25 protein-coding genes are annotated in these 23,163 nt (G+C 54.8%); 15 read left to right on the plus strand and 10 right to left on the minus strand.

Annotated features, from left to right (window positions below; all coding sequences use genetic code 11):
* Window positions 1-38 precede the first annotated feature (38 nt).
* The 3 genes from XM38_RS01110 to XM38_RS01120 all read right to left on the minus strand — a co-directional run bounded on the left by XM38_RS01110 (window position 39) and on the right by XM38_RS01120 (window position 4,337).
* Window positions 39-1,481 carry a circularly permuted type 2 ATP-grasp protein gene (locus tag XM38_RS01110; RefSeq protein WP_080810826.1) on the minus strand — a complete coding sequence of 481 codons (1,443 nt, stop codon included), beginning with the start codon at window positions 1,479-1,481 and terminating at the stop codon, window positions 39-41.
* Between the two features lie 570 nt (window positions 1,482-2,051).
* Window positions 2,052-2,867 (minus strand): sulfite exporter TauE/SafE family protein, encoded by an 816-nt coding sequence (locus XM38_RS01115; RefSeq protein WP_088428853.1) that lies wholly within the window; start codon window positions 2,865-2,867, stop codon window positions 2,052-2,054.
* Between the two features lie 3 nt (window positions 2,868-2,870).
* Window positions 2,871-4,337: a leucyl aminopeptidase gene (locus tag XM38_RS01120; protein ID WP_088428855.1), complete on the minus strand. Its 1,467-nt coding sequence runs from the start codon at window positions 4,335-4,337 to the stop codon at window positions 2,871-2,873.
* Window positions 4,338-4,478: 141 nt separating this feature from the next.
* Between XM38_RS01120 and XM38_RS26645 the strand changes: the two genes are divergently transcribed.
* The 6 genes from XM38_RS26645 (at window position 4,479) to XM38_RS01140 (ending at window position 9,303) form a co-directional block, all read left to right on the plus strand.
* The gene (locus XM38_RS26645; RefSeq protein ID WP_225889136.1) at window positions 4,479-4,616 is read left to right on the plus strand and encodes a hypothetical protein; all 138 of its coding nucleotides are present in this window, start codon (window positions 4,479-4,481) and stop codon (window positions 4,614-4,616) included.
* Window positions 4,577-4,888: a hypothetical protein gene (locus XM38_RS26650; protein ID WP_225889137.1), complete on the plus strand. Its 312-nt coding sequence runs from the start codon at window positions 4,577-4,579 to the stop codon at window positions 4,886-4,888. The genes XM38_RS26645 and XM38_RS26650 overlap by 40 nt, the downstream gene beginning before the upstream one ends.
* On the plus strand, window positions 4,869-6,692 hold the full coding sequence (locus XM38_RS01125) for a lytic transglycosylase domain-containing protein (RefSeq protein ID WP_225889139.1): 1,824 nt from the start codon (window positions 4,869-4,871) through the stop codon (window positions 6,690-6,692). Before XM38_RS26650 ends, XM38_RS01125 begins: the two co-directional genes overlap by 20 nt.
* Before the next feature lie 36 nt (window positions 6,693-6,728).
* The gene (locus tag XM38_RS01130; RefSeq protein WP_080810818.1) at window positions 6,729-7,613 is read left to right on the plus strand and encodes a helix-turn-helix domain-containing protein; all 885 of its coding nucleotides are present in this window, start codon (window positions 6,729-6,731) and stop codon (window positions 7,611-7,613) included.
* Between the two features lie 94 nt (window positions 7,614-7,707).
* A complete protein-coding gene (tatC, locus tag XM38_RS01135; protein WP_080810816.1) occupies window positions 7,708-8,505 on the plus strand; it encodes a twin-arginine translocase subunit TatC in 798 nt (265 codons plus the stop codon).
* Window positions 8,506-8,775: 270 nt separating this feature from the next.
* A complete protein-coding gene (locus XM38_RS01140; RefSeq protein ID WP_080810814.1) occupies window positions 8,776-9,303 on the plus strand; it encodes a universal stress protein in 528 nt (175 codons plus the stop codon).
* A gap of 176 nt (window positions 9,304-9,479) precedes the next feature.
* Here XM38_RS01140 and psaI read toward each other — a convergent pair whose 3' ends face one another.
* From psaI to XM38_RS01160, 4 genes are all read right to left on the minus strand, one after another.
* The gene (gene psaI / locus XM38_RS01145; protein ID WP_080810812.1) at window positions 9,480-9,590 is read right to left on the minus strand and encodes a photosystem I reaction center subunit VIII; all 111 of its coding nucleotides are present in this window, start codon (window positions 9,588-9,590) and stop codon (window positions 9,480-9,482) included.
* Window positions 9,591-9,685: 95 nt separating this feature from the next.
* A complete protein-coding gene (locus XM38_RS01150; RefSeq protein ID WP_080810810.1) occupies window positions 9,686-10,114 on the minus strand; it encodes an ATP-binding protein in 429 nt (142 codons plus the stop codon).
* 28 nt (window positions 10,115-10,142) lie between these two features.
* Complete coding sequence (locus XM38_RS01155; protein ID WP_137454978.1) at window positions 10,143-10,805, minus strand: esterase/lipase family protein; 663 nt, start codon at window positions 10,803-10,805, stop codon at window positions 10,143-10,145.
* 88 nt (window positions 10,806-10,893) lie between these two features.
* Window positions 10,894-11,157 (minus strand): DUF3493 domain-containing protein, encoded by a 264-nt coding sequence (locus XM38_RS01160; protein WP_080810808.1) that lies wholly within the window; start codon window positions 11,155-11,157, stop codon window positions 10,894-10,896.
* Window positions 11,158-11,330: 173 nt separating this feature from the next.
* Between XM38_RS01160 and XM38_RS01165 the strand changes: the two genes are divergently transcribed.
* Window positions 11,331-11,957: a LexA family protein gene (locus XM38_RS01165; protein WP_080810806.1), complete on the plus strand. Its 627-nt coding sequence runs from the start codon at window positions 11,331-11,333 to the stop codon at window positions 11,955-11,957.
* Here the strand turns inward: XM38_RS01165 and XM38_RS01170 are convergent.
* On the minus strand, window positions 11,917-12,552 hold the full coding sequence (locus tag XM38_RS01170; RefSeq protein WP_080810804.1) for a 2'-5' RNA ligase family protein: 636 nt from the start codon (window positions 12,550-12,552) through the stop codon (window positions 11,917-11,919). The genes XM38_RS01165 and XM38_RS01170 overlap by 41 nt on opposite strands.
* A gap of 99 nt (window positions 12,553-12,651) precedes the next feature.
* On the opposite strand from XM38_RS01170, the gene XM38_RS01175 reads away from it, so the two are divergent.
* Both XM38_RS01175 and smpB read left to right on the plus strand, forming a co-directional pair.
* A complete protein-coding gene (locus tag XM38_RS01175) occupies window positions 12,652-12,918 on the plus strand; it encodes a YciI family protein (RefSeq protein WP_080810803.1) in 267 nt (88 codons plus the stop codon).
* Between the two features lie 8 nt (window positions 12,919-12,926).
* A complete protein-coding gene (smpB, locus tag XM38_RS01180) occupies window positions 12,927-13,397 on the plus strand; it encodes an SsrA-binding protein SmpB (protein WP_080810801.1) in 471 nt (156 codons plus the stop codon).
* A gap of 28 nt (window positions 13,398-13,425) precedes the next feature.
* On the opposite strand, the gene XM38_RS01185 is transcribed toward smpB, so the two are convergent.
* On the minus strand, window positions 13,426-14,988 hold the full coding sequence (locus XM38_RS01185; RefSeq protein WP_080810924.1) for a peptide ligase PGM1-related protein: 1,563 nt from the start codon (window positions 14,986-14,988) through the stop codon (window positions 13,426-13,428).
* 434 nt (window positions 14,989-15,422) lie between these two features.
* On the opposite strand from XM38_RS01185, the gene XM38_RS01190 reads away from it, so the two are divergent.
* The 4 genes from XM38_RS01190 (at window position 15,423) to XM38_RS28520 (ending at window position 19,178) form a co-directional block, all read left to right on the plus strand.
* Entirely contained in the window at window positions 15,423-16,091 is a 669-nt protein-coding gene (locus XM38_RS01190; RefSeq protein WP_080810799.1) for a response regulator transcription factor, read from the plus strand.
* Window positions 16,092-16,258: 167 nt separating this feature from the next.
* Complete coding sequence (locus tag XM38_RS01195) at window positions 16,259-17,638, plus strand: DEAD/DEAH box helicase (RefSeq protein WP_080810798.1); 1,380 nt, start codon at window positions 16,259-16,261, stop codon at window positions 17,636-17,638.
* Window positions 17,639-17,902: 264 nt separating this feature from the next.
* A complete protein-coding gene (locus tag XM38_RS01200) occupies window positions 17,903-18,955 on the plus strand; it encodes a DNA-processing protein DprA (protein ID WP_256995511.1) in 1,053 nt (350 codons plus the stop codon).
* Between the two features lie 55 nt (window positions 18,956-19,010).
* On the plus strand, window positions 19,011-19,178 hold the full coding sequence (locus XM38_RS28520) for a GNAT family N-acetyltransferase (RefSeq protein ID WP_225889140.1): 168 nt from the start codon (window positions 19,011-19,013) through the stop codon (window positions 19,176-19,178).
* 216 nt (window positions 19,179-19,394) lie between these two features.
* Here XM38_RS28520 and XM38_RS01210 read toward each other — a convergent pair whose 3' ends face one another.
* Complete coding sequence (locus XM38_RS01210; protein WP_088428857.1) at window positions 19,395-21,194, minus strand: CHASE domain-containing sensor histidine kinase; 1,800 nt, start codon at window positions 21,192-21,194, stop codon at window positions 19,395-19,397.
* Between the two features lie 219 nt (window positions 21,195-21,413).
* On the opposite strand from XM38_RS01210, the gene XM38_RS01215 reads away from it, so the two are divergent.
* Entirely contained in the window at window positions 21,414-21,827 is a 414-nt protein-coding gene (locus XM38_RS01215; protein WP_137454979.1) for a hypothetical protein, read from the plus strand.
* A gap of 7 nt (window positions 21,828-21,834) precedes the next feature.
* On the plus strand, window positions 21,835-23,160 hold the full coding sequence (locus XM38_RS01220) for an ABC transporter substrate-binding protein (RefSeq protein WP_088428861.1): 1,326 nt from the start codon (window positions 21,835-21,837) through the stop codon (window positions 23,158-23,160).
* The last annotated feature ends 3 nt before the right edge of the window (window positions 23,161-23,163 follow it).

Below are 23,163 nucleotides of genomic sequence, written 5' to 3' on the forward strand. Positions count from 1 at the left end.
CTACCTTTCGTAACTAAGTGGCCCCCTGTGCGGTCGGCTTAGCCTTTGGCGGCTTTCAGGACCCAGGTATCTTTGCTGCCGCCTCCCTGGGAGGAGTTGACCACTAGGGAGCCCCGGCGCAGCGCTACCCGGGTCAGACCGCCCGGGTTGACGTAGATATCTTTGCCATAGACGATGTAGGGGCGCAGATCCACGTGGCAGCCTTGGAACTGGTCGCTTACCAGGGTCGGCACCCGCGATAGGCAGAGGGTGGGCTGGGCGATATAGCCGCGAGGATGGGCTTGAATGCGACGGGCAAATTCTTCGCGCTCCTCGGGGCTGGCTTGGGGCCCCACCAACATGCCATAGCCACCGGAGGCGTTGGTGGCTTTCACCACCAGTTGGTCAATCTGGCTGAGGACGTGATGCTGTTGTTTGGGCTCTTCGCACAGATAGGTGGGCACGTTGGGAATGATTTGCTCTTCGCCTAGGTAGTAGCGCACCATCTCGGGTACGTAGGCATAGACCAATTTATCGTCGGCGACGCCGGTGCCGGGAGCATTTGCGATCGCAACCCGGCCATGGCGATAGACCTCCATCAGTCCCGGCACCCCCAGCAGCGAATCCGAGCGCAACACCCTCGGATCGAGAAACTCATCATCGATGCGTCGGTAGATCACATCCACCCGCTGCAGACCCTTAGTGGTGCGCATCTGCAAATAGCCATCGGCCACCACCAGATCTCGCCCTTCTACCAATTCCGCCCCCATCTGCTGCGCCAAGAACGAATGCTCAAAATAGGCCGAATTGTAGATTCCTGGCGTCAACACAACGACCCGCGGATCCGACAATGTCGGCGGCGCCAGGTTCAGTAACGCATCCAACAACTGGCTGGCATAGTCATCCACCGGTTCGATATCCATGGCGGCAAACAACTGGGGAAAGCTACTCTTCATCACCCGCCGGTTCTCTAACACATAGGACACCCCCGACGGACAGCGCAGATTATCCTCCAACACATACCAGCGACCATCCCGATCCCGCACCAGATCGGTGCCGGTGACATGGCACCAGACATCATGGGGAGGGTCGAGACCCAGACATTGAGTTAAATAACCCGGCGCCGACTCAATGGCATGACTGGGAATGACCCCATCCTGGATGATCTTTTGATCGTGATAGATGTCATGCACGAAGCAGTTGAGTGCCTCCACCCGTTGCTTCAATCCCCGTTGCAGCCAGGCCCATTCTTGATCAGGCACGATGCGGGGAATCACATCGAAGGGAAAAATTCGCTCCGTTCCCTGGCTATCACTGTAGACATTGAAGGTCACCCCCAACTTAAACAGGGTATTTTGAGCAGCCTGCTGCCGTTGTTTCAATTCCTCGAGCGAGAGGCCATTGATCCGCTTCACTAACAGCTCAGCTTCGGGGCGGGGCTGTTCTTTCGCTAAGAACAACTCGTCATAAAAATCCCCTGGTTCGTAGACATCTAATAACACGGGCAGCGTCTCCCCCAGGTTCTGCGATGGGCAACAATGCCTTACTGATATAGGCGTTAGCTGTCCCCATAGACTGTAGCTCCTGTTACAATTCAGGACCGAGTCCTAGAGTGAGTTTGTAGTGCAAGCTTGAGTCTGCGCCAACGGAATACCGCTTACCCCCCTAACCGCCTGGAAGGGTTTGTCGTTCAGGAGCGGTGGATTACGATCAGGCCACACTTAAATGTCCCGGGTCAAAGTGCTCACCCGAGGGGATTTCGTTCCCCTCGGACTCCGACGACCAGGGCGAACCGCTTGTGGTGTTCGCAAAGCGGCTCCGCTCGTAGTGAGCGAAGTCGAACTGCAGGAGCAACGCAGTCGAACTACCGCCCTGGACCCCGCGGAAAAGATGGTCGATCAGCCGTTGTAGATCGCGTCGCATCGGCAGGGACGCAATGGACCTTTCTGCTTCCTCCTTCCCCCTTCATCCTTCATCCTTCCCCCTTTCCCCTTTCCGTTCTCCCTTCGACTACGCTCAGGGCAAGCCATCCTCCGTTTTCCCACCACCCCATCCACCTATCTCTCTAACCCCTAGCCTGCCATAGCCGCCTTCCAGAAAAAGTACACCGCCATCAGCCCCAGGAGTAGGCGAAACATGTGACTGACCACGCGCTCGGGCAACTTCGGCAAAAAGCGAGTGCTGATCTGGGCTCCGGCCAGACCACCAACCCCCAGGAGCAAGCCGGTTTCAAACTGCACGTTGCCGCTGATGGCATGCCAACCACAGGCGGCCAGGGCAATGATCACAATCGCCCCCAAACTCGTCTGCACCGCCAGTTTAATCGGCTCCCCCAGCAATACAATCTGCAAGGGCACCATGACCACTCCGCCGCCCACCCCAAAGAGCCCCGCTAAGAAGCCGGCGAGGCTACCAATCATCAACCGTGATACTACCGGCCGCTGTTGCCAGCCAGGCCGCTCTGGCTCCAGGGTCGTCCCCCGGGCAACCACAGTGGAAACCTGCCCCCCATAATGGGCCACCACCTGCTTACGCAGCCCCACCAGGTAGATATTGAGCAGCAGAAACAGGCCAAAAACCGCCAGCAGCCCATACTCGGGAAACAGATTAGCCAATTCCTGGCCCACCCAAGCCGTAAAGAGGGCCGGCAGCCCCAGCCAGCAAACCCGCCACAGATTCAAGTAGCCCATGCGCCAGTTCTGCAGACTGCCCTGAGACAGGGACGTGACGACAATGGCCAGACTGCTGGAGGCCACCGCCTGCACAGCTGGTACCCCCAGGGCCACCATAATCGGCACCAGCACCGTCCCCCCGCCAATGCCCAAGAACCCGGCTAGGATACCGGCAACCACTCCAGCCCCCAGCAGCACCAACAGACCTGAGTCCATTGGCTAGCTCAGCACCCACTGCACCAGGGTGCGCACACCATAGCCCGTCGCTCCCGGAGGGTGGTAGGGTCCTTCTTTTTCACTCCACACCGGCCCAGCAATGTCTAAATGGGCCCAGTTGGTGTCTTTGACGAATTGCTTCAAGAACAGGGCGGCAGTAATGGAGCCGCCGGGACGAGGGCCGGTATTTTTCATGTCGGCCACCACCGATTTCATGCCTTCGAAGTATTTTTCCTCGAGGGGCATGCGCCAGAGCTTTTCCCCGGCAGTTTCTGCTGCCTGGCTCAACGCCTGAGCCAGATCATCGTAGGGACTGAACAGGCTGCCAATGTCATCTCCTAGGGCGATGATACTGGCTCCGGTCAGGGTGGCCAGATCCACCATGGCGTCGAGTCCCAACTTCTCGGCAAAGACCAGGGCATCGGCCAGGGTCAACCGGCCCTCGGCATCGGTGTTATTGACTTCGATGGTTTTGCCGTTGGAGGCGGTCAAAATATCTCCTGGGCGCAGGGCATGGCCGCTAATCATGTTCTCGGTGGCGGCACTGATGAAGTGCACTTCCACATCTGGCTGCAACTCACCGATGGTCTTGGCGGTGCCAAAGGTGGCGGCGGCACCGCCCATGTCGATCTTCATGGTCTCGATGCCACTGCCGGACACCTTCAAATTGAGGCCCCCGGAGTCGAAGGTGAGGCCCTTGCCGATGATGGCCAGCTTCCGGCGCGGCGTGCCGTTGGGGCGATAGGTCAGGTGGATAAACTTGGGCGGCAGATCTGAGGCTTGCGCCACGCCGAGATAGGCTCCCATGCCTAATTTTTCACAGTCTTCTCGCTCCAGCACCTCTAACTCCATGCCATAGGTGCTGGCAATCTCGGCGGCGGTTTCGGCCAGCTTGGCCGGGGTGACCACGTTAGGCGGGGCCGAGACCAAATCGCGGGCTAAAATTACCCCGTGACAAACCGCCCAGGCGGTTTGGATGGCCGCCTCTTGCCCTGGTAGCTCCAGCAAAGACACCTGCTCTAGGGGTTTGCTTTGGGTATCGGATTCGGATTTGAAGCGCGTGTCTTCGTAGAGAGCCAGGATGATGCCTTCGGCCATGGCTTGGGCGGCCATGGCTGGGTCAACACTGCCCCAGGGTAAACTCAGCCCTAGCTGGCCACTCTTCTCGGCCTTGGCCAGACGGGCGGCACTGGCCGCTGCCCGCCGCAGGGACTCTGAGGTCACCGTGTCGGCAGCCCCAAGCCCGACGAGTCCTAGTTTGCGGACGGTACTGCCCACCCGAGTGCTAGCCGTATCGCCGACTTTCCCCTTGAAGTCCACTTCATCGACGAGTTCTTGGATCAGGCCGCTCACTCGGCCGTCAAGCTCTGCTAAACGACCCGACAGGGGCAAATCTGCTTCGGTGAGGCCGATGGCTAGACAGTCACCGGACCAGGTTAAACACGATTGATCTGAGGCGTAAAACTCCATGGTTGTCCTACTAAATTGGTGAGCTGATAGGGCTTAGCATTGCTTCGATTGGATCACAGGACGGTGGCTGGGGCAATGGTGCCACCCAATCCTGCAAAAGTTTGCTAGAACTCTTATCAGGTTTACTGTATACCGTGTCCCGTGTTTCGACAGATCAAGGCTAAGGTCCCTCTGCTAGCTATGGTAGGTGTCGGTGCCCTGTCTTTGGGCATGGCCATGGCATTGCTGTCATCGTTAGGATGGCGGCGCTGGCGTCCCGATATCCTAGGCCTGCCCTAGAACAGGTCGCTGAGACCGAGTCCACGGCAGTGCTGACATTGGCTGCACTGGCCCCGCAGCAGCGGTCGGCTCGTCTGCAGGCTATGGCCCAGGCCCCACCCTCTCTCAACCAATATCGGGCTCGCTACCTGTTGGCGGTGGATTTGGTCGCCCAGGGCAAGGCATTGCAAGCCCTGGAATGGCTGCAGGAGCTAGAGCAAGGGTATCCGGTGCTGGCTCCCTATGTGCTGCAGACAAGGGCCCAGGACCCAAATGGCGGCCGGTCAATCTGAGGCCGCGATCGCAACCTGGCAACAGTTACGGCAGACCTATGGGGACGATCCGGCAGCGGCAGCAGCCCTCTACCAGCTGGGGCAGCATGATCAGCGCTACCTAGACCAGCTGTTGCAGCGGTTTCCGGCCCACCCCCGCAGCGTCGAGGTGGCCCTAGCGCGATTATCAACGGCTTCCGCTCCAGAGCAGATCCGCTCCCTGTTGCTGTTGGTGGCCCGCCATGGGCTCCATCATGCTGAGGCCGAGGCCGTTCTGAAGCGATTGGTGACCGAGTACGGCGCCTCTCTCCGCCCGGAAGACTGGCAAGCCATTGGCTTTGGCTATTGGAAAAAAGATATCTATGGCCAGGCGGGGCCTGCCTATGCCAAGGCCCCAGCCACGCCCCAAACCCTCTATCGCGCCGCCCGGGGATTGCAGATCGGGCAGCGCCGTGACGCTGCGATCGCAACCTACCGTCGCCTGGCCCAGGCCTTCCCTAAAGCACCAGAGACGGCCCAGGGACTCTTGCATCTGGCCACGCTGGTCCCGGCCCAAGACGCCCTGACCATCCTCGACCAGGTGATTCAACGCTTTCCCCAGCGAGCCGCCGAGGCCCTATCCCGGCGAGCCGACCGTCTGGAAGCATTGAACAGCCCCACCTCGGCTGCCCAGGCCCGCCAGTCCCTGTTGAGTCAATACCCGGAGGCAGAGGCCACCATCGAGTTGCGCCTCAACCGCGCCCGGGCGGCTGCCGCCCAGCAAAACTGGCAAGCTGCCATCGACTGGGTCGCCCCTATTTCTCAAGCTGACCTCACCACTGAGGCCGCCGCCGAGGCCATCTTCTGGCAGGGGAAATGGACCTTAAAAGCGGGCCGGAGTGACCAAGCCCAGCAGCTATTCGAGCAAGTCCTGCAAGCGCACCCCGACTCTTACTTTGCCTGGCGCGCGGCCGTAGCCCTGGGCTGGAACGTCGGTGACTTCACTACCCTGCGACACCAGCAGCCCTCGGTCACAGCGCCACCCCAGCGGGGGCCTCTCCCAGCCGGGTCTGCCGCCTTAGAGGAACTCTACCGGCTGGGCCAAGATCGCCTGGCCTGGAACCGCTGGCAAGTAGAGGTCGCCGACCCACAGCAGCTCACGGTCGATGAGCAGTTCACTGACGGTCTGATGCGGCTGGGCACTGGCGATCACCTCGATGGGATTTACCAACTCACTAGCCTGGCTAACCGAGACGACTCCCAGGCCCGAGTGCAGCAGTTGCAGCAAGCCCCCGACTACTGGCACGGCCTCTATCCGCTGCTATTTAGCAACTTGATCACCCATTGGTCCCAGCAGCGCCAGCTCAATCCCCTCCTGGTCACCGCCTTAATTCGGCAAGAATCGCGGTTTGAGCCCCAGATCCGCTCCGTCGCCGGGGCCGTGGGGCTAATGCAGGTGATGCCGGCCACCGCCGACTGGATTCGCGGTCAGATTGGCCTCAACGACTATCGCCTCGACCATCCCGAGGACAATGTCAAACTCGGCACCTGGTATCTGGACTACACCCACCGAGAGTATGACAATCACTCTTTGTTTGCGGTAGCTAGCTACAATGCCGGTCCCGGCAACGTGGCCCGTTGGCTCCGTCGGGGCGGCTTCCGAGATGCCGATGAGTTTGCCGAACAAATTCCCTTCGCCGAAACTAAGGGCTATGTCGAGGCTGTCTTCGGCGGCTATTGGAACTATCTCAGGCTCCATGACCCAGCAATAGCCCGTCTGCCAGGGATAAATGCCGTAGCCGACTCCTCGTCTGGGCTAATTTCCCACTACAATACTCACCGTTAGGGTAATGATGCGCATCCCCGGATTCAGCGAGGTACTGTGGCCAAGTTAGTCCCGGCTCAAGTCGAGCAACTGCGAGAGATTGGTGCCTACCTACGTCAGCTGCGGCAACAACAAGGCCGCACCCTGGAAGAGGTGGCCACTCAAATTTTTATTCGACCGGCTTTACTACATGCCCTAGAAGACGCCAATGCCGAGCTGTTACCAGAACCCGTCTTTGTGCAGGGGTTTATTCGGCGCTATGGTGATGCCCTGGGAATCAACGGCATTGAGGTGGCCAGCCAGTTCTCAGTCACCCCAGTCGCCGTATTACCAGACCCTGCGGCGGCAGAGGCTGACGGTGGCAATGGCATCGTCGATAAGCAAACGCAGCATGGCTTGAAGGTGTTGTCTAAGGCTGATCCCCAACCAACATTGACGCGAACTAAGCTAGCCTGGCTGGGGGGAGGGATAGTTGCGATCGCAGCCATAGCAGGAATCTGGGGATTGACCAGAGCTGGATGGCAGTGGCCCAGTAATTGGAGCGTGTCCTTACCCGAGCCGAGTCTTCCCGACCCGTCCTCTGAGACTGCCAGTGAGCCACCGGAGCCAACCTCTCCAGACCCGGCAGACTCAGTCACCATCTCTCCGGCTGAGGAAACCCCGGCCGAGGACCCCACGGCTGCTCCCGTGACCGTTCAGGTGGAATTAACCGCTCCCTCTTGGATGCGAGTCACCGTGGATGGCGAAACCATCTTCGAGGGGATCATGGGAAGTGGCGAGCAAGAAACCTGGAGTGGCGACCGTGAAGTGAAGCTAGTGGCCGGCAATGCCGGTGGTATCGAGCTTTCCCTCAATGGCAGTGAGCCCATGCCCTTAGGCGATAGCGGTGATGTCACTACCCTGACCCTGACGCCCACCACCGATCTCAACAGCCTGCGTTAGTAGGTGATCCGGTCAGTGGCTGCGGGCTGCAGTCCCCTATCGTTACAATGATTAGCACCTATTTCCTGACCCTTGTGCCCCAGATGCTCGCCCTATGACTCCGCCCCCTGAGCTAGAGACGGTCGAAGACCGCCCTGCCACTGTCGATCAAGCCCCCAATACCTCTCAGGACAGCGATTGGGACGGTCCCCCTGACGACGTCGAAATGTCCTTGTTCGATCACCTGGAGGAATTACGCCTGCGTATTTTCCTCTCGCTCATCGCTGTACTGGTGGGGATTATCGGCTGTTTTTTTCAAGTCAACCGCATCGTAGAGCTGTTAGAAGTTCCTGCCAAAGGCGCTAAGTTCCTGCAGCTCTCCCCAGGGGAATACTTCTTCGTTTCCCTTAAGGTGGCTGGCTATAGTGGCCTGCTGATAGCGAGTCCCTTCATCCTCTATCAGATCATCATGTTCGTGTTGCCAGGGCTGACCCGTCGAGAGCGGAAGCTACTAGGACCCATCGTGTTAGGCTCCAGTATTTTATTCTTTGCTGGCTTAGTCTTTGCCTACATTGCACTGATTCCAGCCGCCCTAAACTTCTTTATTAGCTATGGCGCTGACGTCGTCGAACAACTGTGGTCTATTGATCGTTACTTTGAATTTGTCCTGTTGTTGCTATTCAGCACCGGTCTAGCGTTCCAGATTCCGGTGATTCAAGTACTTCTAGGGCTCTTGGGCATTGCCTCCTCCGACCGCATGTTATCGGGATGGCGCTATGTTCTCTTAGGGGCTGCCATTCTGGGCGCCATCTTAACTCCCTCTACCGATCCAATTACCCAAAGTCTTCTGGGTGGAGCCGTGCTGATCTTATACTTCAGTGGCATCGGCATGGTCAAAGCCATCGGTCGATAATAGGGCTTTCCCAGAGGCAATCCTCGAGTAAAACGCCAGCAGGATAACTATGAGGCCATGTAACAAAACCCAGGGAGCCTAGAACATCTTTCCTATAATTGAGATAGCAAGACGCTTATGCTCTTCAGAGGTCATAGTCAATGTTGACTATGGCTAGACGGATTTCTTTAGCTGTCTAATTAGCTGTCTAATTAGTAACCTCGACTAGCATTTTGAGGCGTCGCTAGAGGTCCGATTTGACGCACACTGCCCCATAGGAGAGGCTCAACCATGTTCCAGAGAATTCTGGTTGCGCTCGACAATTCCGCTTTGCGGAGCACGGTATTTGACCAAGCCCTATCCTTCGCAGAAAGCACGCAAGCTCAACTCATGCTACTGCATGTATTATCGGCTTACGACGATAGCAGTCCCGGCTTACCGGTACGGTCTTACCATGCGTATTATCCCGTCCTAGACAGCACTGCTTGGGAAAGTTATCAAAGAGAATGGACCGTCTACGAAGAAGCAGGCCTAGAGAAACTGCGACAGGAAGCGGCCCGGGCCCGTGAACGCAATATCGACACTGAGTTCACCCAATCAGCCGGGGAACCAACTCAGGTAATTTGTGATTTGGCGCGCACCTGGAATGCTGATTTAATCGTAATCGGTAGCCGGGGCCGTCGTGGCTTGACAGAACTGCTGCTAGGGAGTGTCAGCAACTATGTGACCCACCACGCTCCCTGCTCAGTCCTCGTAGTTCATGGCGGCCAAACCGTTGCTGCCGATAACTCCGAGGAAGCAGTGACGACGACAGCTTAGCTAGAGCAACCAAGGCAAACCTCACACCTAGAGATATCCTCCCCCAACCTACCCTGGAGGAGGATATCGTCGAGCGCCTTTCCCTAAGCAGCAGCAAAGCAACCAGCACCTCTGGGCTCAGCGTGTGGCATTGAGCAGTAATATGCCATCTCTATCACTGGGACTGCAGTTGGTCTTTAGGCGGCGTCATCCCGCTCGATATAGAGAAATAGAAATGCCATTGCAGTGGCAGGGAACACAAGACCTACTAACGGAACCATCACGGACGGCAAAAAGGAAGCAGCCATGGCCTATCTCCACAAAATTATACAGTTAAAGAATAGACTACTGTGAATTGTCGCCGAATGCTGCATTTTGTTTACACTTTGCGATTTCAGAGTACCTAAGCCTCTGACTGGTAGTGCTTGCAGATATGCAGGCAGTTACGATGATCTGCCATGCGCTGATAGGTCATTTGGTCTGCAATCAGATGGATGATTCGCAGGCCCCGCCCCCCCTCGGAATCATGGTTAGTTGTGCGTAGCTTTCGGGCCAACATGGCCATCAGATCAAATCCTGGCCCTGAATCCCAGATATAAATATCGACCGTGGTTTGGGATATGGTGACCTCGATATCAATCGGGGTGTTCTCGGGTAACCCTTGATGGGCGTGGCGCACAGCATTGGTAAAGCCCTCAATCAAGGCCAACTGACACTGCAACCAGATAGTATGGGGCAACGATAGCTCTTGGAATTGGTCAAACCAAACTAAGACTGTATTTAGGGCCTTAGGATCGCTCTGGGTGCGAATATCCCGCTTTTGCAACAGCATTACTACCTGAGCTACTCGCTATGGTTAACTATGCCCCATCAGTGCGACGGTTGGATCCCGTCGGGGTCATGCCAGGGTGATCACCAGGGGTGGGGATGGTTGACTCAACAGTAACCGATAGGGCGGCAGCTACTGCGGCTAAGCAGCGGGAATCACTGACCATCCAAGTATGTCCTAGCACAGGTAGGCTGATGGTTTGACCTACGGGCACCACAGAACTCTGGGCCGGTAGAATCATCAAATCGAAGGGGGTCCAGAGGGTAGTCATGGCTACATGGGCCAGGCAATGCAGGTCCCGGTTGAGCTCTTGTAGGAAGCGACTATGGGGTCTTAATTGTTTTGCTCCTCTATTCCAGCGCAAATAGGCGAGGTAGGAGCCTTGGTTAGGCGGCGACAGCGCCACAAATCGTTGCACCCGAGTCAGCCCGCCTAGCCGCTGTAAGTAGTAGCGCCCCACGATGCCTCCCATGCTAAAGCCCAGCAGATCAAAGGGTTGCTGGGGAGGAAGCTGATGCGTGACGTAATCAGCCAGTTGCTGGGCCAATTGCTCTAGTCCCCTATCACCGTTATTGGGGACCAAATCGAATCGATGAAGCGGCCAACCCCGGGCTTCCAAATAGGCTGCCATGGAATCGAAGATGGCTTGGGTATCGTCGATTCCGTGAATCAGAATGACCGGATTCTTGCCCATGGGTACAACTGTGAAAACGATGGCATGAATCCAGGATGCCCCATGGGTTACTCCTCAGTGACGTAACTTGAGCCAGTGGTTGAACTGGCTAAGACTGGCGGCTCTCTAGGCGAAACAGAAAAACCATCAGGGCCACGATCCCGAGCTGCAGCAGAAAGTTGGGCAAGGCCGCGTAGACCTCTCGCCCAGCCAAGATCTGAGTCAAAAAAATCACAGCTCCAATGGCACCAGAGGCCCCCACGGCACCATAGACGAACTTACGCAGCCCTCGGTAAGGTGCTTTAACCTCGGCCATGAGCCGGGCATATTTTTCATCACTCATGCCAGGGGGTTTGGTCGGGCGATCAGCCATGGCAGATCTCTGGACGACACCTTTCCATTGTGACAGGTCCAGTTCCCCAGCCCAGATAAGCTCGCTAAATTCCTAATTTGCCCAGCAACTTTCCCTCCATGACTCCGGACAACCGCAGGGATCTGGGGTAAACTAACTCACTAGTACATATATAGTACATTTGATCTGTCTCTATGGTTCTTTCCCTCAATGACCGGCAATTGCTGGAAGGCCTGAAGCATCTTATTGCCCAGCATGGCTATTCGCCCACCATTCGTGAGCTGGAGACGCATTTGGGGATATCCTCACGCTCGGCGCTTCAGAATACCCTAGAGCGGCTACGGCAGCAGGGATGTCTTACCTGGCAGCTGGGGCGAGCCCGCACCTACCAATTACTCGCAGCAAATCTACCGTTGCAGGGCACCATCCAAGCCGGCTATCTGGTAGAGCATCCCACCGATACCCTGGAATATGTCTGGGTTCTGCCGGAGCACCCAGGGCAGCGCTACTTAGCTCAAGATTATGCCCTCAAGGTTTGTGGCGATAGCATGATTGACTTACAGATTTGCCAAGGGGATTTGGTGGTGATGCGGCCGACCAATGATCTGTGGAGCATAAAGGCGGGGCAGGTGGCAGCAGTCTGGATCGAGGGGGAAGGAGCCACTCTGAAACGCCTATATTACCGAGAAGGCGATGCCTCAGTGATTCTAGAGTCAGGGAATCAGCATTGTCCCCGGCGTCAACTGTCCCGACATCAGATCGGCTTGCTAGGGGTATTAGTCAGTTCTCCTCAGAATTACTGGTATTCTGACCGTGGCTAGGGGACAGCACCCCAGCAAAAGGAACATTGCCGTCAATTTGCCAGCGTTGTCCATCGTGGCGTAGCAGGGTGAGGTGGGACGCGACAAACTCTGCCTGGAAGGAACGCTGCCGAAACTCAGGCCAGGCCTGTCGAAAGGCCTTGGGTGTGAGATCGCGAAAGCCCACGGTCAGATGAGGTGTGAAGGCGCGTCGTTTGGATTTCTCGTCGCTAATACCTAGCCGCTCGGCTAATGCCTGCATCACTGCTGGCTGACTGGCCATGAGTGCCGGGGTCTTAGCCACATGAATAAAAATCACCCGGGGCGGGAAGGCCCCAAACCCGGATAGCTGGATGGGAATCGGAGCATGCTCTTGGGCAATGGCACTGAGATGCTCCAGGAGAGACTCGTACCGATTCAAAGGCCAGCGAAAGGGAGGCTGTAGGGTAATGTGGGGTGGTGACCTCAGGGCCGCTCGACTCTGGTAGCGATCGCATATCTCCTGTTTGATGGCCGTTATCTGCTCCTGCAACGGCAGTGGTGGCAGCAGGGCAATAAACCATCGCGGGGTATCGTCGGGCTGCGGGGAATTCTGGATTGGGGGCTGGTGTTCCATGTTGGTGGTAGGAGAATCTGGTTTACCCTAGATCTGCTGGTGACGAATAGCGCCCGCTAGGTCTACAGAAAGCCTGAGCTTATCCACAGAGGGGACCACATGCCTTGGTTCGTCAAAATCGAGCGGGGAATTGTCAATAAAGCCATCTTTGATCAGCACGTTCCGGCTCATATGGCCTATGTTAAGGATCTAGTTGCCAAGGGTCATCAGGCCCGCAGTGGCTATTGGGCCGAGCGCGGCGGTGGCATGCTCTTGTTTCAGGCCGAGTCTCTCGAGGATGCTGAGGCAATCGTTGCCGCTGACCCCCTAATTGCCAACCACTGTGTCGAGTATGAACTGCACCAGTGGTGCATTGTCGTCGAGTAAGAACAGCCATGGCAGACCCCAGTAGCGGCTATAAAGTCATTAGCGATAATCGCCAGGCCCGTTACCACTATGAAATCCTGGAGAGCTATGAGGCCGGCATTGCCCTCACCGGGACTGAGGTGAAATCGATCCGGGCCGGCAAGGTGAACCTGCGGGATGGCTTTGCCCAGATCCGCGATGGGGAGGTCTGGCTGCACAATGTTCATATTTCTCCCCACAGTGGCACGAATCCGGCCTACAATCACGAGCCCCGCCGCAGCCGTAAGTTGCTCTTGCATGGCTATGAGATTCGCAAGCTCATTGGCAAGGTGGAGCAAAAGGGGCTGACCCTAGTGCCCTTGAAGATGTACCTGAAGCGAGGCATGGTCAAAGTCAACCTGGCTCTGGTGCGCGGTAAAAAACTCCACGACAAGCGGGAGACTCTGAAGCGCAAGCAGGCCAAGCGTGAGATTGAACGGGCGCTAAAGGGCAATTACTAATCGACTACTAATATCGACTACTCATCGACTACTCATCAAAGGCTGCTGTTTCCCGATCTAGGGCAGCCACCACCTGGTCGTAGATGGCCCCGGCAGCGGCGGGGGTATTGCCGATGCAGGTAATGCCCAGCTTGCCGTATTCCGAGAGGCACCCCATGAGGTGAAAGGCGGCCCCAGTGCCGTAACTGGAATTGAAATGCAGCCGATGACTGATGATGATATCCATCAAGTCACTCGGGAGCAGGCCTCGATAGGCAGGCTTTTGTAGGTTATCGGAGGCGCGGTAAAATTTGGGCTGGCCGTTGCGGGTGTAGAACATACCGTCCTCTGGCTCGTAGCGCCCCTCGACCAATAGCTTTAGGGCCATGAAGGGGTGGGTGGTGCCGCCCTTTCGCAGGTTGATTTCGATGGCCTGCAGTTGCCAGGGTTGGGGACTACCGGGGGGTTGGCGTACGGCAATGAAGTCGACCCCATAGCGCTCTAGGGCTCCTTTAGCAGCCAGGGCTTGACCGATGCGTCGTCCCATTTCCTGGAGTTCCAGGCGGTAGTCGGCGTCGGCAGGAAAGGTGCAGCCCAAGAAGATCTGGCCATCGGGACCGCCTAAGACTTGATCGTGGGTAGAGAGGATCTCGACCTCGGCCTGGGGAGTAATGCGCCCCTGCACACTGGGGGAGCGTTTGCTGTCACCTTCGATGAAGGCCTCTGCGATCGCACCTAACTCCCGCACCTTGGTGTAGAAATGCGCCCAAGTCTCGATGGGGCATTGAAATCGCAGCTGGCTAAAGGCCTGTTGCAGCGCCTCCACCCGCTCCCGCCGGGAGGCTTCCCCTGGGGCGACTGCGGCCAACGGCGCCAACTCTAGCAGGGCATTGCCTTCCCCCGAGAAGCCCTGGTTGAGTTTGATCACAATCCGCCGGAGGTGGGGCTGCCGCTGCCACAGATCGGCGGTGACCTCAGCCAAGTCTGCCTGAGTCCACACCAATTCACTGCCATCGGGATGGGGAATGCCACATTCGGCGAAGATCTCTCGGCTACCGCTCTTAGTGCCCCAGTAGAGCAGATCAGGATCTAGGGCCAAGAGGGGGATGCCTAGGGCTAAGGAGAGATCTCGCTCCAGAGAGGTGGAGTTGAAGCACACCATGTAAGCCTGATCGGGATCTAGACTCTTGCGGATCTGAGCCAGCAGCCGCGGCCGTTCCAGCAGCTTTTGGGTGAGGGGTTTTTTGGAGGAATCGTAGGTGGAGAAGAGCTGCAGCCGATCCCGGGCATGGGCACTGGGAATCCCGGGCAATAGCTCTAGATAGTAATCGATGATGCTGGGATGCAAGGGCTGCGAGGTGACATAGGTCAGTCGCGTCTGGGGATTGCGCAGCCGAATCAGCGCGAACAGCAGCCGCTCTTCATAGTGGTGCACCCCAGCGATTTTCTCGAGTTCTTGTTGGTCTAAGCTGAGGGATGGCACCACCAGAATCTGGCGTTCCTGCAGATCAAATTCATCAATGGGCCGCCAGCGACTGCTGAGTTGGGCCTGCAGGCGGCGAAATTCTGATTCCTGAGTCACCAATGGCTTCGGCGATACATTAATGACCATGGCTGCTAGCACCTTCTAACGCTGTGGTGGATGGCGAAATCCCTAGCAGGAATCTGGTTCGAGTATAGGCGATGGTCAAAGACCTACCCCCCTGCCACTGGGATTTCGTTCATGATGTCATCACGCTGCACCCCACCTGCTGACGGATATCTTCATGAGTCTATCCTAGGCCGGTGGGGTGATGACAGCCGGTGAAGACGGTCACCTTCTGAAGCTTCAACTTAGAGGATCCCGCTTCCGGGAAGTCTCGCCTCTTTCTGCTAGCCCAATTCTATGGCTACCGTCCTCGGCTCGGGGCGATGCTCCCCCAGCTAGCGTAGATGTATTGAGTATTACAATCTTCGCGGTCAAATCACCTCACCATCAGGAGAAAGCCATGCCCACACCGCCACTGCAGGCAAGAGGGGACTCACTCTGGGAGGGCTGATGACACCATGCGAATCCTATTGGTTGAAGATGATCATCACCTAGCGGCCTCCTTATCGGAAGCCCTTGAGGCCCAGCGTTATACCGTGGATGTGGCCCATGATGGTGATATCGCCTGGCAGCAAATGACCCTGTTGTCCTATGACTTGATGCTGATGGATATTACCCTGCCCCAGGTGGATGGCTTGACCCTGTGTCAACGGTTGCGATCGCATGGCGTGGTTTCCCCGGTGCTGATGCTGACCGCCCGCGATACCAGCGGCGATAAAGTAGCCGGTCTTGATGCCGGTGCCGATGCCTACATGGTTAAGCCCTTCGACCTGTCCGAGTTGATTGCTCAAATTCGGGCCCTGCTGCGGCGAGGGCAAATGGCCCCACCCACGACTCTGCAGTGGGAACTCCTGCAGCTTAACCCAACCACCTACGACGTTACCTATCAGGATATCCCCATTCGCCTGACCCCTAAGGAGTTTGCCATTCTAGAACTGCTGCTGCGCCATGGCCGCCGGGTGCTCAGCCGTCACTTCATCCTGGAATCGATCTGGCAATTAGACGATCCCCCCGGCGAAGAAACCGTGAAAGCCCACCTGAAAGCCCTGCGGCAGAAGCTGTGTAAAGCAGGGGCCCCTAAGAACTTTATCGAAACCATGCATGGCTTAGGCTATCGCTTGAATTAGGAGATGGGCATCTTGATAATCCGTCTGCTTGGCCAAGTTACACCACCCTTCTGAGCAACACTGATCTCCAAGTGCCTTTGAAACTACTTTAAAGAAAGTATCAACTTAACCTATGTGCTTATAGCGTGGACTAGCTTAGGGAAATGTGATCTCAAACGCAGTGAAAAATGTCTGATCTGCAAGATACTGCCTTACAGCTACTCCGTACTGCACTAGATAATCCAACAGCTACATTTCGTGACAATCAATGGGAAGCAATTGAACAATTGTTGAATCCAGGGACACGCTTGTTAATGGTGCAACGAACTGGATGGGGAAAGAGTTTAATATATTTCTTAACTACACGTCTCTTACGCAATCGGGGAATGGGGCCAACTCTACTGATATCACCCCTCTTGGCTTTAATGAGAAATCAGATTGCTGCTGCTGAACGCATTGGACTTCAAGCTGTAACCATTAACTCTACCAATCAGAAAACATGGAGGGATATCCAAGAGAAGTTGCTGGCTGGGCAAGCTGATATACTACTAATTTCGCCAGAACGCCTAGCAAATGAAGAATTTCAGGAAGAGATTCTATTGCCGCTGTCTACACAAAATGGCTTATCAGTTTCCCAACTTGAAGGAAAATTAAATCTTTCAAGAGGAAAAATCGAAAAAGTCTTAACCCTATTATCGGTAGAAGCCCCTTCTCCAGTCACAAAAATTAATGGTCACTGGCATTCTACGCCTATTAACTATGAGATAGATCGAGAAAAGGTAGCCAAGCTAACTGAAATCAGAAAACGTGAACAAGCTCGGATGCTAAATTATATCAATACATATAATTGCTTGATATTGTTTTTGGCTGAGGAACTAGATGACAATTCTACAACAGAATGCGGACGCTGCGCTGTATGCTTAGATCAGTCTCTAATTCCAGAAACCTATTCTCTAAAAAAGGCTCAAGATGCCATATCTTTTCTACGTAGAACCGATCATACCATTACCCCACGAAAGCGTTGGCCTGCAGGTAGCTTTATTTCTTATTCATGGAGTGGAAATATTCCAATTACGTTACAAGCTGAGACCGGTCTAGCCTTATCACTCTGGGGAGATGCGGGTTGGGGAAGTTTAGTGAAGCAAGGAAAATATCAAGATAAATGCTTCAATGATCAATTAGTAGATGCTGTAAGTGAATTAATCCAATGCTGGAAGCCTGATCCGTTTCCGACATGGATAACTTGTGTACCTTCGTTAACTCGTCCTGAATTAGTTCCTAACTTTTCAGAACGTTTAGCCCGTAAGTTAAATCTGCCCTTTATATCTTGTGTCAGAAAAATAAGACGTAATCATCCACAAAAAGATATGCAAAATAGTGTTAAACAAGCTCAAAACTTAGATGGGGTATTTGAAATTACTAGCTGGCAAGGAATAAAAGGCCCTGTGTTCTTGGTTGACGACATGGTAGATTCCCGCTGGACATTTACAGTAGTTACCGCTTTATTACATCAATCAGGCAGTGGTAGAGTCTTTCCATTAGCTCTAGCCCTCAACTCGCTTAGTTAGAGAGAATAGATGGCAATACTGACACACATATTACAACCTGACACCCAGGCTATCTTGCTTCTATGCGCGGGGTTCGGTCAGTCGCGTCAAGTAGAGCCAAAGCCCTTGAGCCTCAGTGAGTATAACTCTCTGGCCCAAAAACTCCAACAGCAGCATTTACGTCCTGCCGATTTACTATCCCCAGACGGACAAAGTTGGATTCAAAGCGAAGTTAATGGAAGCCTTAGTCCTCAAAGGATCGTCCATCTGTTAGAACGAGGGGCTATGTTGGCGGTTGCTGTTGAGAACTGGACTAGCAAGGGTTTGTGGATCTTAAGCCGTAGTGATGAGACCTATCCACAGCGACTTAAGCGTAAACTAAAACACTTCTCTCCTCCAATTCTATATGGGGTAGGAAATCTGGCTTTACTATCAAAAGGGGGTTTAGCCGTGGTTGGTTCCCGAAGCATTGATGATGAGGGTCTTGGCTATACCCAAAGAATAGCTGAAAAGTGTGCTGAGCAAGGTATCCAAATCGTATCAGGTGGAGCAAGAGGTGTTGACCAAACCGCTATGCTAGCGTCTATTAACGCTGGAGGGACATCAATAGGGGTCTTGGCAGATAGTTTGATTAAAGCAGTTGTATCAACAAAGTATCGTGAAGGACTTCGCCAAGGACGGGTTGCTCTAGTCTCATCCTATGATCCCTCCGCTGGATTTAATGCTGGTAATGCAATGAACCGAAATAAGTATGTTTATGCATTAGCTGATCATGCTCTTGTCGTAAACTCTTCTTATGAAAAAGGTGGAACTTGGGCCGGAGCTAAGGAAGAATTAAAGAGAGAAAGCCATATCCCTGTTTGGGTTCGGCTAGAAGAAGACGTACCGCAAGGGAATCATCAATTGGTTCAGCTAGGTGCTATACCCTTTCCGATAGAGCCTTGGAATCGTAACATATTAAACTTGCTAGAAGAAGCTAAACAACTTCATCGAGACAAAGCTCAAAAAAATACTTCAGAACAATTAGAGCTAAGCGAAATAAATAATCAAAAAGAACAACTGAGTAATATTGATATTCAGAAAAAAGAGCAACTTAAAAAATTTCCAAAAAATGCATATGAAGCAATTCTACCCTTACTTCTTTATCATTTAAGTGAACCTAAAAAAGATAAAGAAGTTGCTGAATTACTAGATGTTGCCATAGGCCAAGCAAGACTTTGGTTAAAGAAGGCTGTGCAGGAGGATCTTGTTAAAAAGGAGAAATCGAGTTATGCATTGAATCAAAATAATAGTCAATTACAATTGTTGAAATTTAATTCAGTCTCTGCCGACATATAGTGTGGAGCTCTGGAGAATGCCTAACGGGCGTATTTAGTAGTCATGGGAGAAGATAGTGGGCGGATCTCGAACATGCGGGAATAGGGCCTCAAAGGCGTCCAGTCAAACAATCGGAGACGTGGGCCTGATCGTTCTCGAAGAGCCCAACTGGATCGACCTAGGCTTCCGATTCGCGCAACAGTTCTGGGGAAGAGGCTTCGCGACGGAAGTGGCCTCAGTGTAGGGCTAGGCCGCGTTCCAGAGACTCGGTCTCAACAAACTTAGCCTCTCTTCTTGCATCCTGAGAATGGGCCGTCCTTGCGGGTTCTTGAGAAGGCCGAGTTCCGCTTTATGGGGCAACGAGTGGTTCTCGGCATGTTGGTGGTTTGTTTCACCATGCAGTGGTGAGGCGTCGGGTAGGCTGGATCAGTAGCTGTGATCAAAAGAACTGGCATAACAGCTACTCTATTTTGGGCAGCATCACTGTGATGCAAGTCCCCCTCCCGGGCTGGCTGTGCACTGTCAAACACCCGTCCTGCAACTCAACACAGGTTTTCACCACCGCTAAACCTAGGCCCACTCCCGGCACCGATCCCACATTGGCCCCCCGGTAGAAGGCCTTAAATAGATTTTGCTGCGCTGTCAGGGGAATACCAATGCCTTGGTCAATGACTTGGAATTCCAGAATATCTGACTTGGCAGTCACAACCAACCGAATCAGACTGTCAGCAGCGGAGTATTTCACAGCATTGGAGAGCAAGTTGACCAAAATTGAGTGCAGCAGCTTCTTGTCCAAGTAGATCTTGGTATGGATAGCGTTACCCGACAAACTGAGCCGTTGATCTACCTGAGGCTGAATCTGGTCAAACACCTGACGACAAAAGGGGTCCAGCTCCACAATTTCTGGATTGACCTGCAGCTTACCGGCCTCAGCCCGGGTCAGGGTCAAAATATCATCCACTAACTGCCCCATGCGTCGAGCGGCTGCCTGAATGCGGTCAACCGTATTCATCTGTTGCTGAGGCGTGAGGGCATCACGATTAGCACTTAAGGATTGGGCGGAGATACTAATCACACTTAGGGGAGTGCGCAATTCGTGAGAGGCCATGGAAAACAAGCGTAACTTGAGATTACTCAGTTCTCGGGTACGCTCCAGTTCCGACTGCCAGCGAGACAAGTAAATCAGCAAAATCGCCGTCATCAGTAAGCCGATCAGCACCGTGGCCAAGGCCGCCCAAGGGGGAGGGGAATAGGAGGGGGGTAGAAACAACAGGTGCCACTGCCGTTGCCCTACAGCTAGAGTTTGACTGCACTCTAAAGGCGTTGGACAGAGGGAGGTAGAGCGGAGCCAGCCAGACGATTTCCCTTCCGGCTCTGACCATTTCCTAGCCTCATCCCCATCTGGCAATACTGTCTGGGTATCTCCGTCGTAAAACCCCAATAGCTTTTCGTCAGCCCTGGCGGTCTGATCCAAGATCCAGAAATCGATCTCGTGGTCCAAATCAGAGAGGGACTCTTCCACCACATCCGCCACCCGAAACACTCCCAGAATGTAGCCCTTCAGCTGTTGTCGTCGGGCTCTAGGGGTGGTGGCCGGCTGGTGATAAATGGGCAGAAATACCAAAAAGCTGTACTGGTTGTCTGCGGTTTCTTGCACCAGTTGAATACGGCCAGTGGCGGCTAGGGCGCCTGTGTCTCTGGCCTGCTCTAGGGCGATGCGACGGGTGTCGTCGGAGGCCAGATCGTAGCCCAGCGCCACTTCATTGGTTTGCCAGGGCTCTAGGAAGGTGACGGGGACATAGCTGCTGCGCTCTGCCGCCGGACGCAAAATCCCCGTAGCAGAGCGCTCGGTAATGCCTAGCTGCGATGGCCCCGAGGGGCCGGTCTGCGACCATCGCTCCGTCAGGGTTTGCAGCCACGCTTCATAGGCCGCGCGATCGCCATGGAGCACTAACGGCGCCCATTCCAGGGCCTGAATGCCGGGATAGGTCTGCACCGCCCGCTGCACGAATCGACTAAAGGCTTCGTCGGTGATGTCATTGGCATTGGCGGCATAAAAATCGCCGATAGCCAGCAACAACTCGTTATAGCGATTGGTAGTGCGCTGTAAGGCCGTGGTCAGGTTGCCGATTTGCCGTTGAAACTCTCCCTGCCGAGACAACTGTTCCCAACGACTGACCCATGTCGTCGCCATCATGGTGGGTTCCAAACCCAAAGCCAAGATGAATCCGGCAGGGAAATAGCGGTGCAGGGAAGGCATTGGAGGCCAGTAAGAAATCCAATTAAGAATGCCTATTGTCACACAGGTTTTGTCAGCAAGAAAGGCAAGATCTGAGCTTTAAAATCTACAAGGCAGATCTTCCCATTTTCTTCCCGTTTTCTTTCCGAAATTTTGCTGCAGCTACTAGTAAGGTGATTCCTAACTTTCAGACAAAGACGAGACTGGCTTTTCTTAAAGTGTAGCGATTTTTACTCTTTTTTGAAAAGTATCTGGGAAGCCATTTTTGCCCCCTTCAACACTGACTTTATCTGCCATGAGACGACGACGCTTACTGAAAACCAGCCTCGGCTTAACAGTCGGTCTAACCCTAGCCAATGGCCTCAAAAGCCTGTAGTTCTCGACCCACAGCCGATGCCCCCTGCAGAATCAACCGCAGCAGGCACCAAGCCCTCGCGACGCCAGTTGACGGTGGTGCAGGGGGGCGGCTTCCCCAACAGCCTGGACCTGCATCGGTTGGGCACTAAACCGTCCGGCCTATGGTATCTCCTGGGCCATATACGACCGGTTGATGACGTTTTCTGGTACCAAGGAGTCAATGGCCCGATGGATCCCTTTCCTATGACTACACGGTGTTGGAGCCTGAAATTGGCGGAAAGCTGGGAAATGGCTTGAGGACGGCATGTCATTCACCTTTTTTCCTGCGGCAAGATGCACCTTCCACGATGGCACCCCGGTGACGGCCAATGACGTCAAGTGTCCTACGACAGGGCCGTGTCCATTGGCGGCTTTCCACACCTTTCAGATGAAAGCCGGTGCTCTGGAAAGTCCAGACCAGTTTGAAGTGGTCGATGACCACACCTTCCGGGTCAAGTTTCTGCGGCCCGACAAGCTGACCATGATCGACATGGCCGTGCCGATTCCGGTGGTGATCAACGCTGAGTTGGTGAAGCCCCATCTGACTGAAGCGGATCCCTGGGGGGCCGAGTGGTTAAACAGCAACGATGCCGGCGGCGGCGCCTACACGGTGGCGGAATTTAAGCCGAATGAGCGGATCGTGCTGCAGCGGTTCGATGACTGGAAGTCTGGCCCGCCGCCGCAGATTCAAGAGGTGATTGTGCTGAATGTGCCGGAGACCGGCAATCGCCGTGCCCTGCTGGAGAAAGGCGATATCGACATCAACTACGACCTGTCGGAAAAGGACCAGAAAGAACTCTCGGAGATGGGCAAGTTCACCATGGTCTCGACCCCCATTGAGAACTGTCTGTACTCCGTCGATATGCACGCCAATCCTCAGCTGAAAGGAGCCGAGAACCCCTTTGCCGATGTCAAGGTGCGGCAGGCGGTGGCCTATGCCGTTCCCTACGACGCCATCATGGAAACGGCCTGTATGGTCAGGCGGTGCCCATGTACCGCAGAGGGAACTTTCGAGCCCGATGCCACCACGTGGCCTCAACCCACCCCCTATAAGACTGACTTGGCCATGGCCAAGAAACTCATGGCCGAGTCCAGCTATCCGGATGGGTTCGAGACCACCCTGGCCTTCGATATGGGTACCAAAGAATGGGCCGAACCGGCGGTGGTGCTGATTCAGGAAGCTTTGGCGGAACTGGGCATTACAGTCAATATCGAAAAGGTGCCCAATGCCAACTTCCGCTCGGTGCTGGTGGAAAAAAGCCGTCCCATGATCATCAATAACTTCGGCGGCTGGCTCAACTACCCGGACTATTTCTTCTTCTATGCCTACCACGGCCAAGATGCCACTTTTAACGGCAGCTCCTACCAGAACCCGGAGATGGACAAGCTGATCGAGGCGGCCCTGGCGTCAAAACCGGGGGAGCTCGAGTACGAAGAGAATGTCACCGGCTTCATCCAGATGGCCTGGCAGGAGGTACCGCGAGTGCCGTTGGTGCAGCCGAAGCTATCGGTGGCGATGCAACCCAGTGTTAGCGGCTATCAGTACTGGTTCCACCGCCAGTTAGACTTCCGGCAGTTGCAGAAGGCGTAAGCC

It is taken from the genome of Halomicronema hongdechloris C2206 (assembly GCF_002075285.3).
Lineage (GTDB): Bacteria > Cyanobacteriota > Cyanobacteriia > Phormidesmidales > Phormidesmidaceae > Halomicronema_B > Halomicronema_B hongdechloris.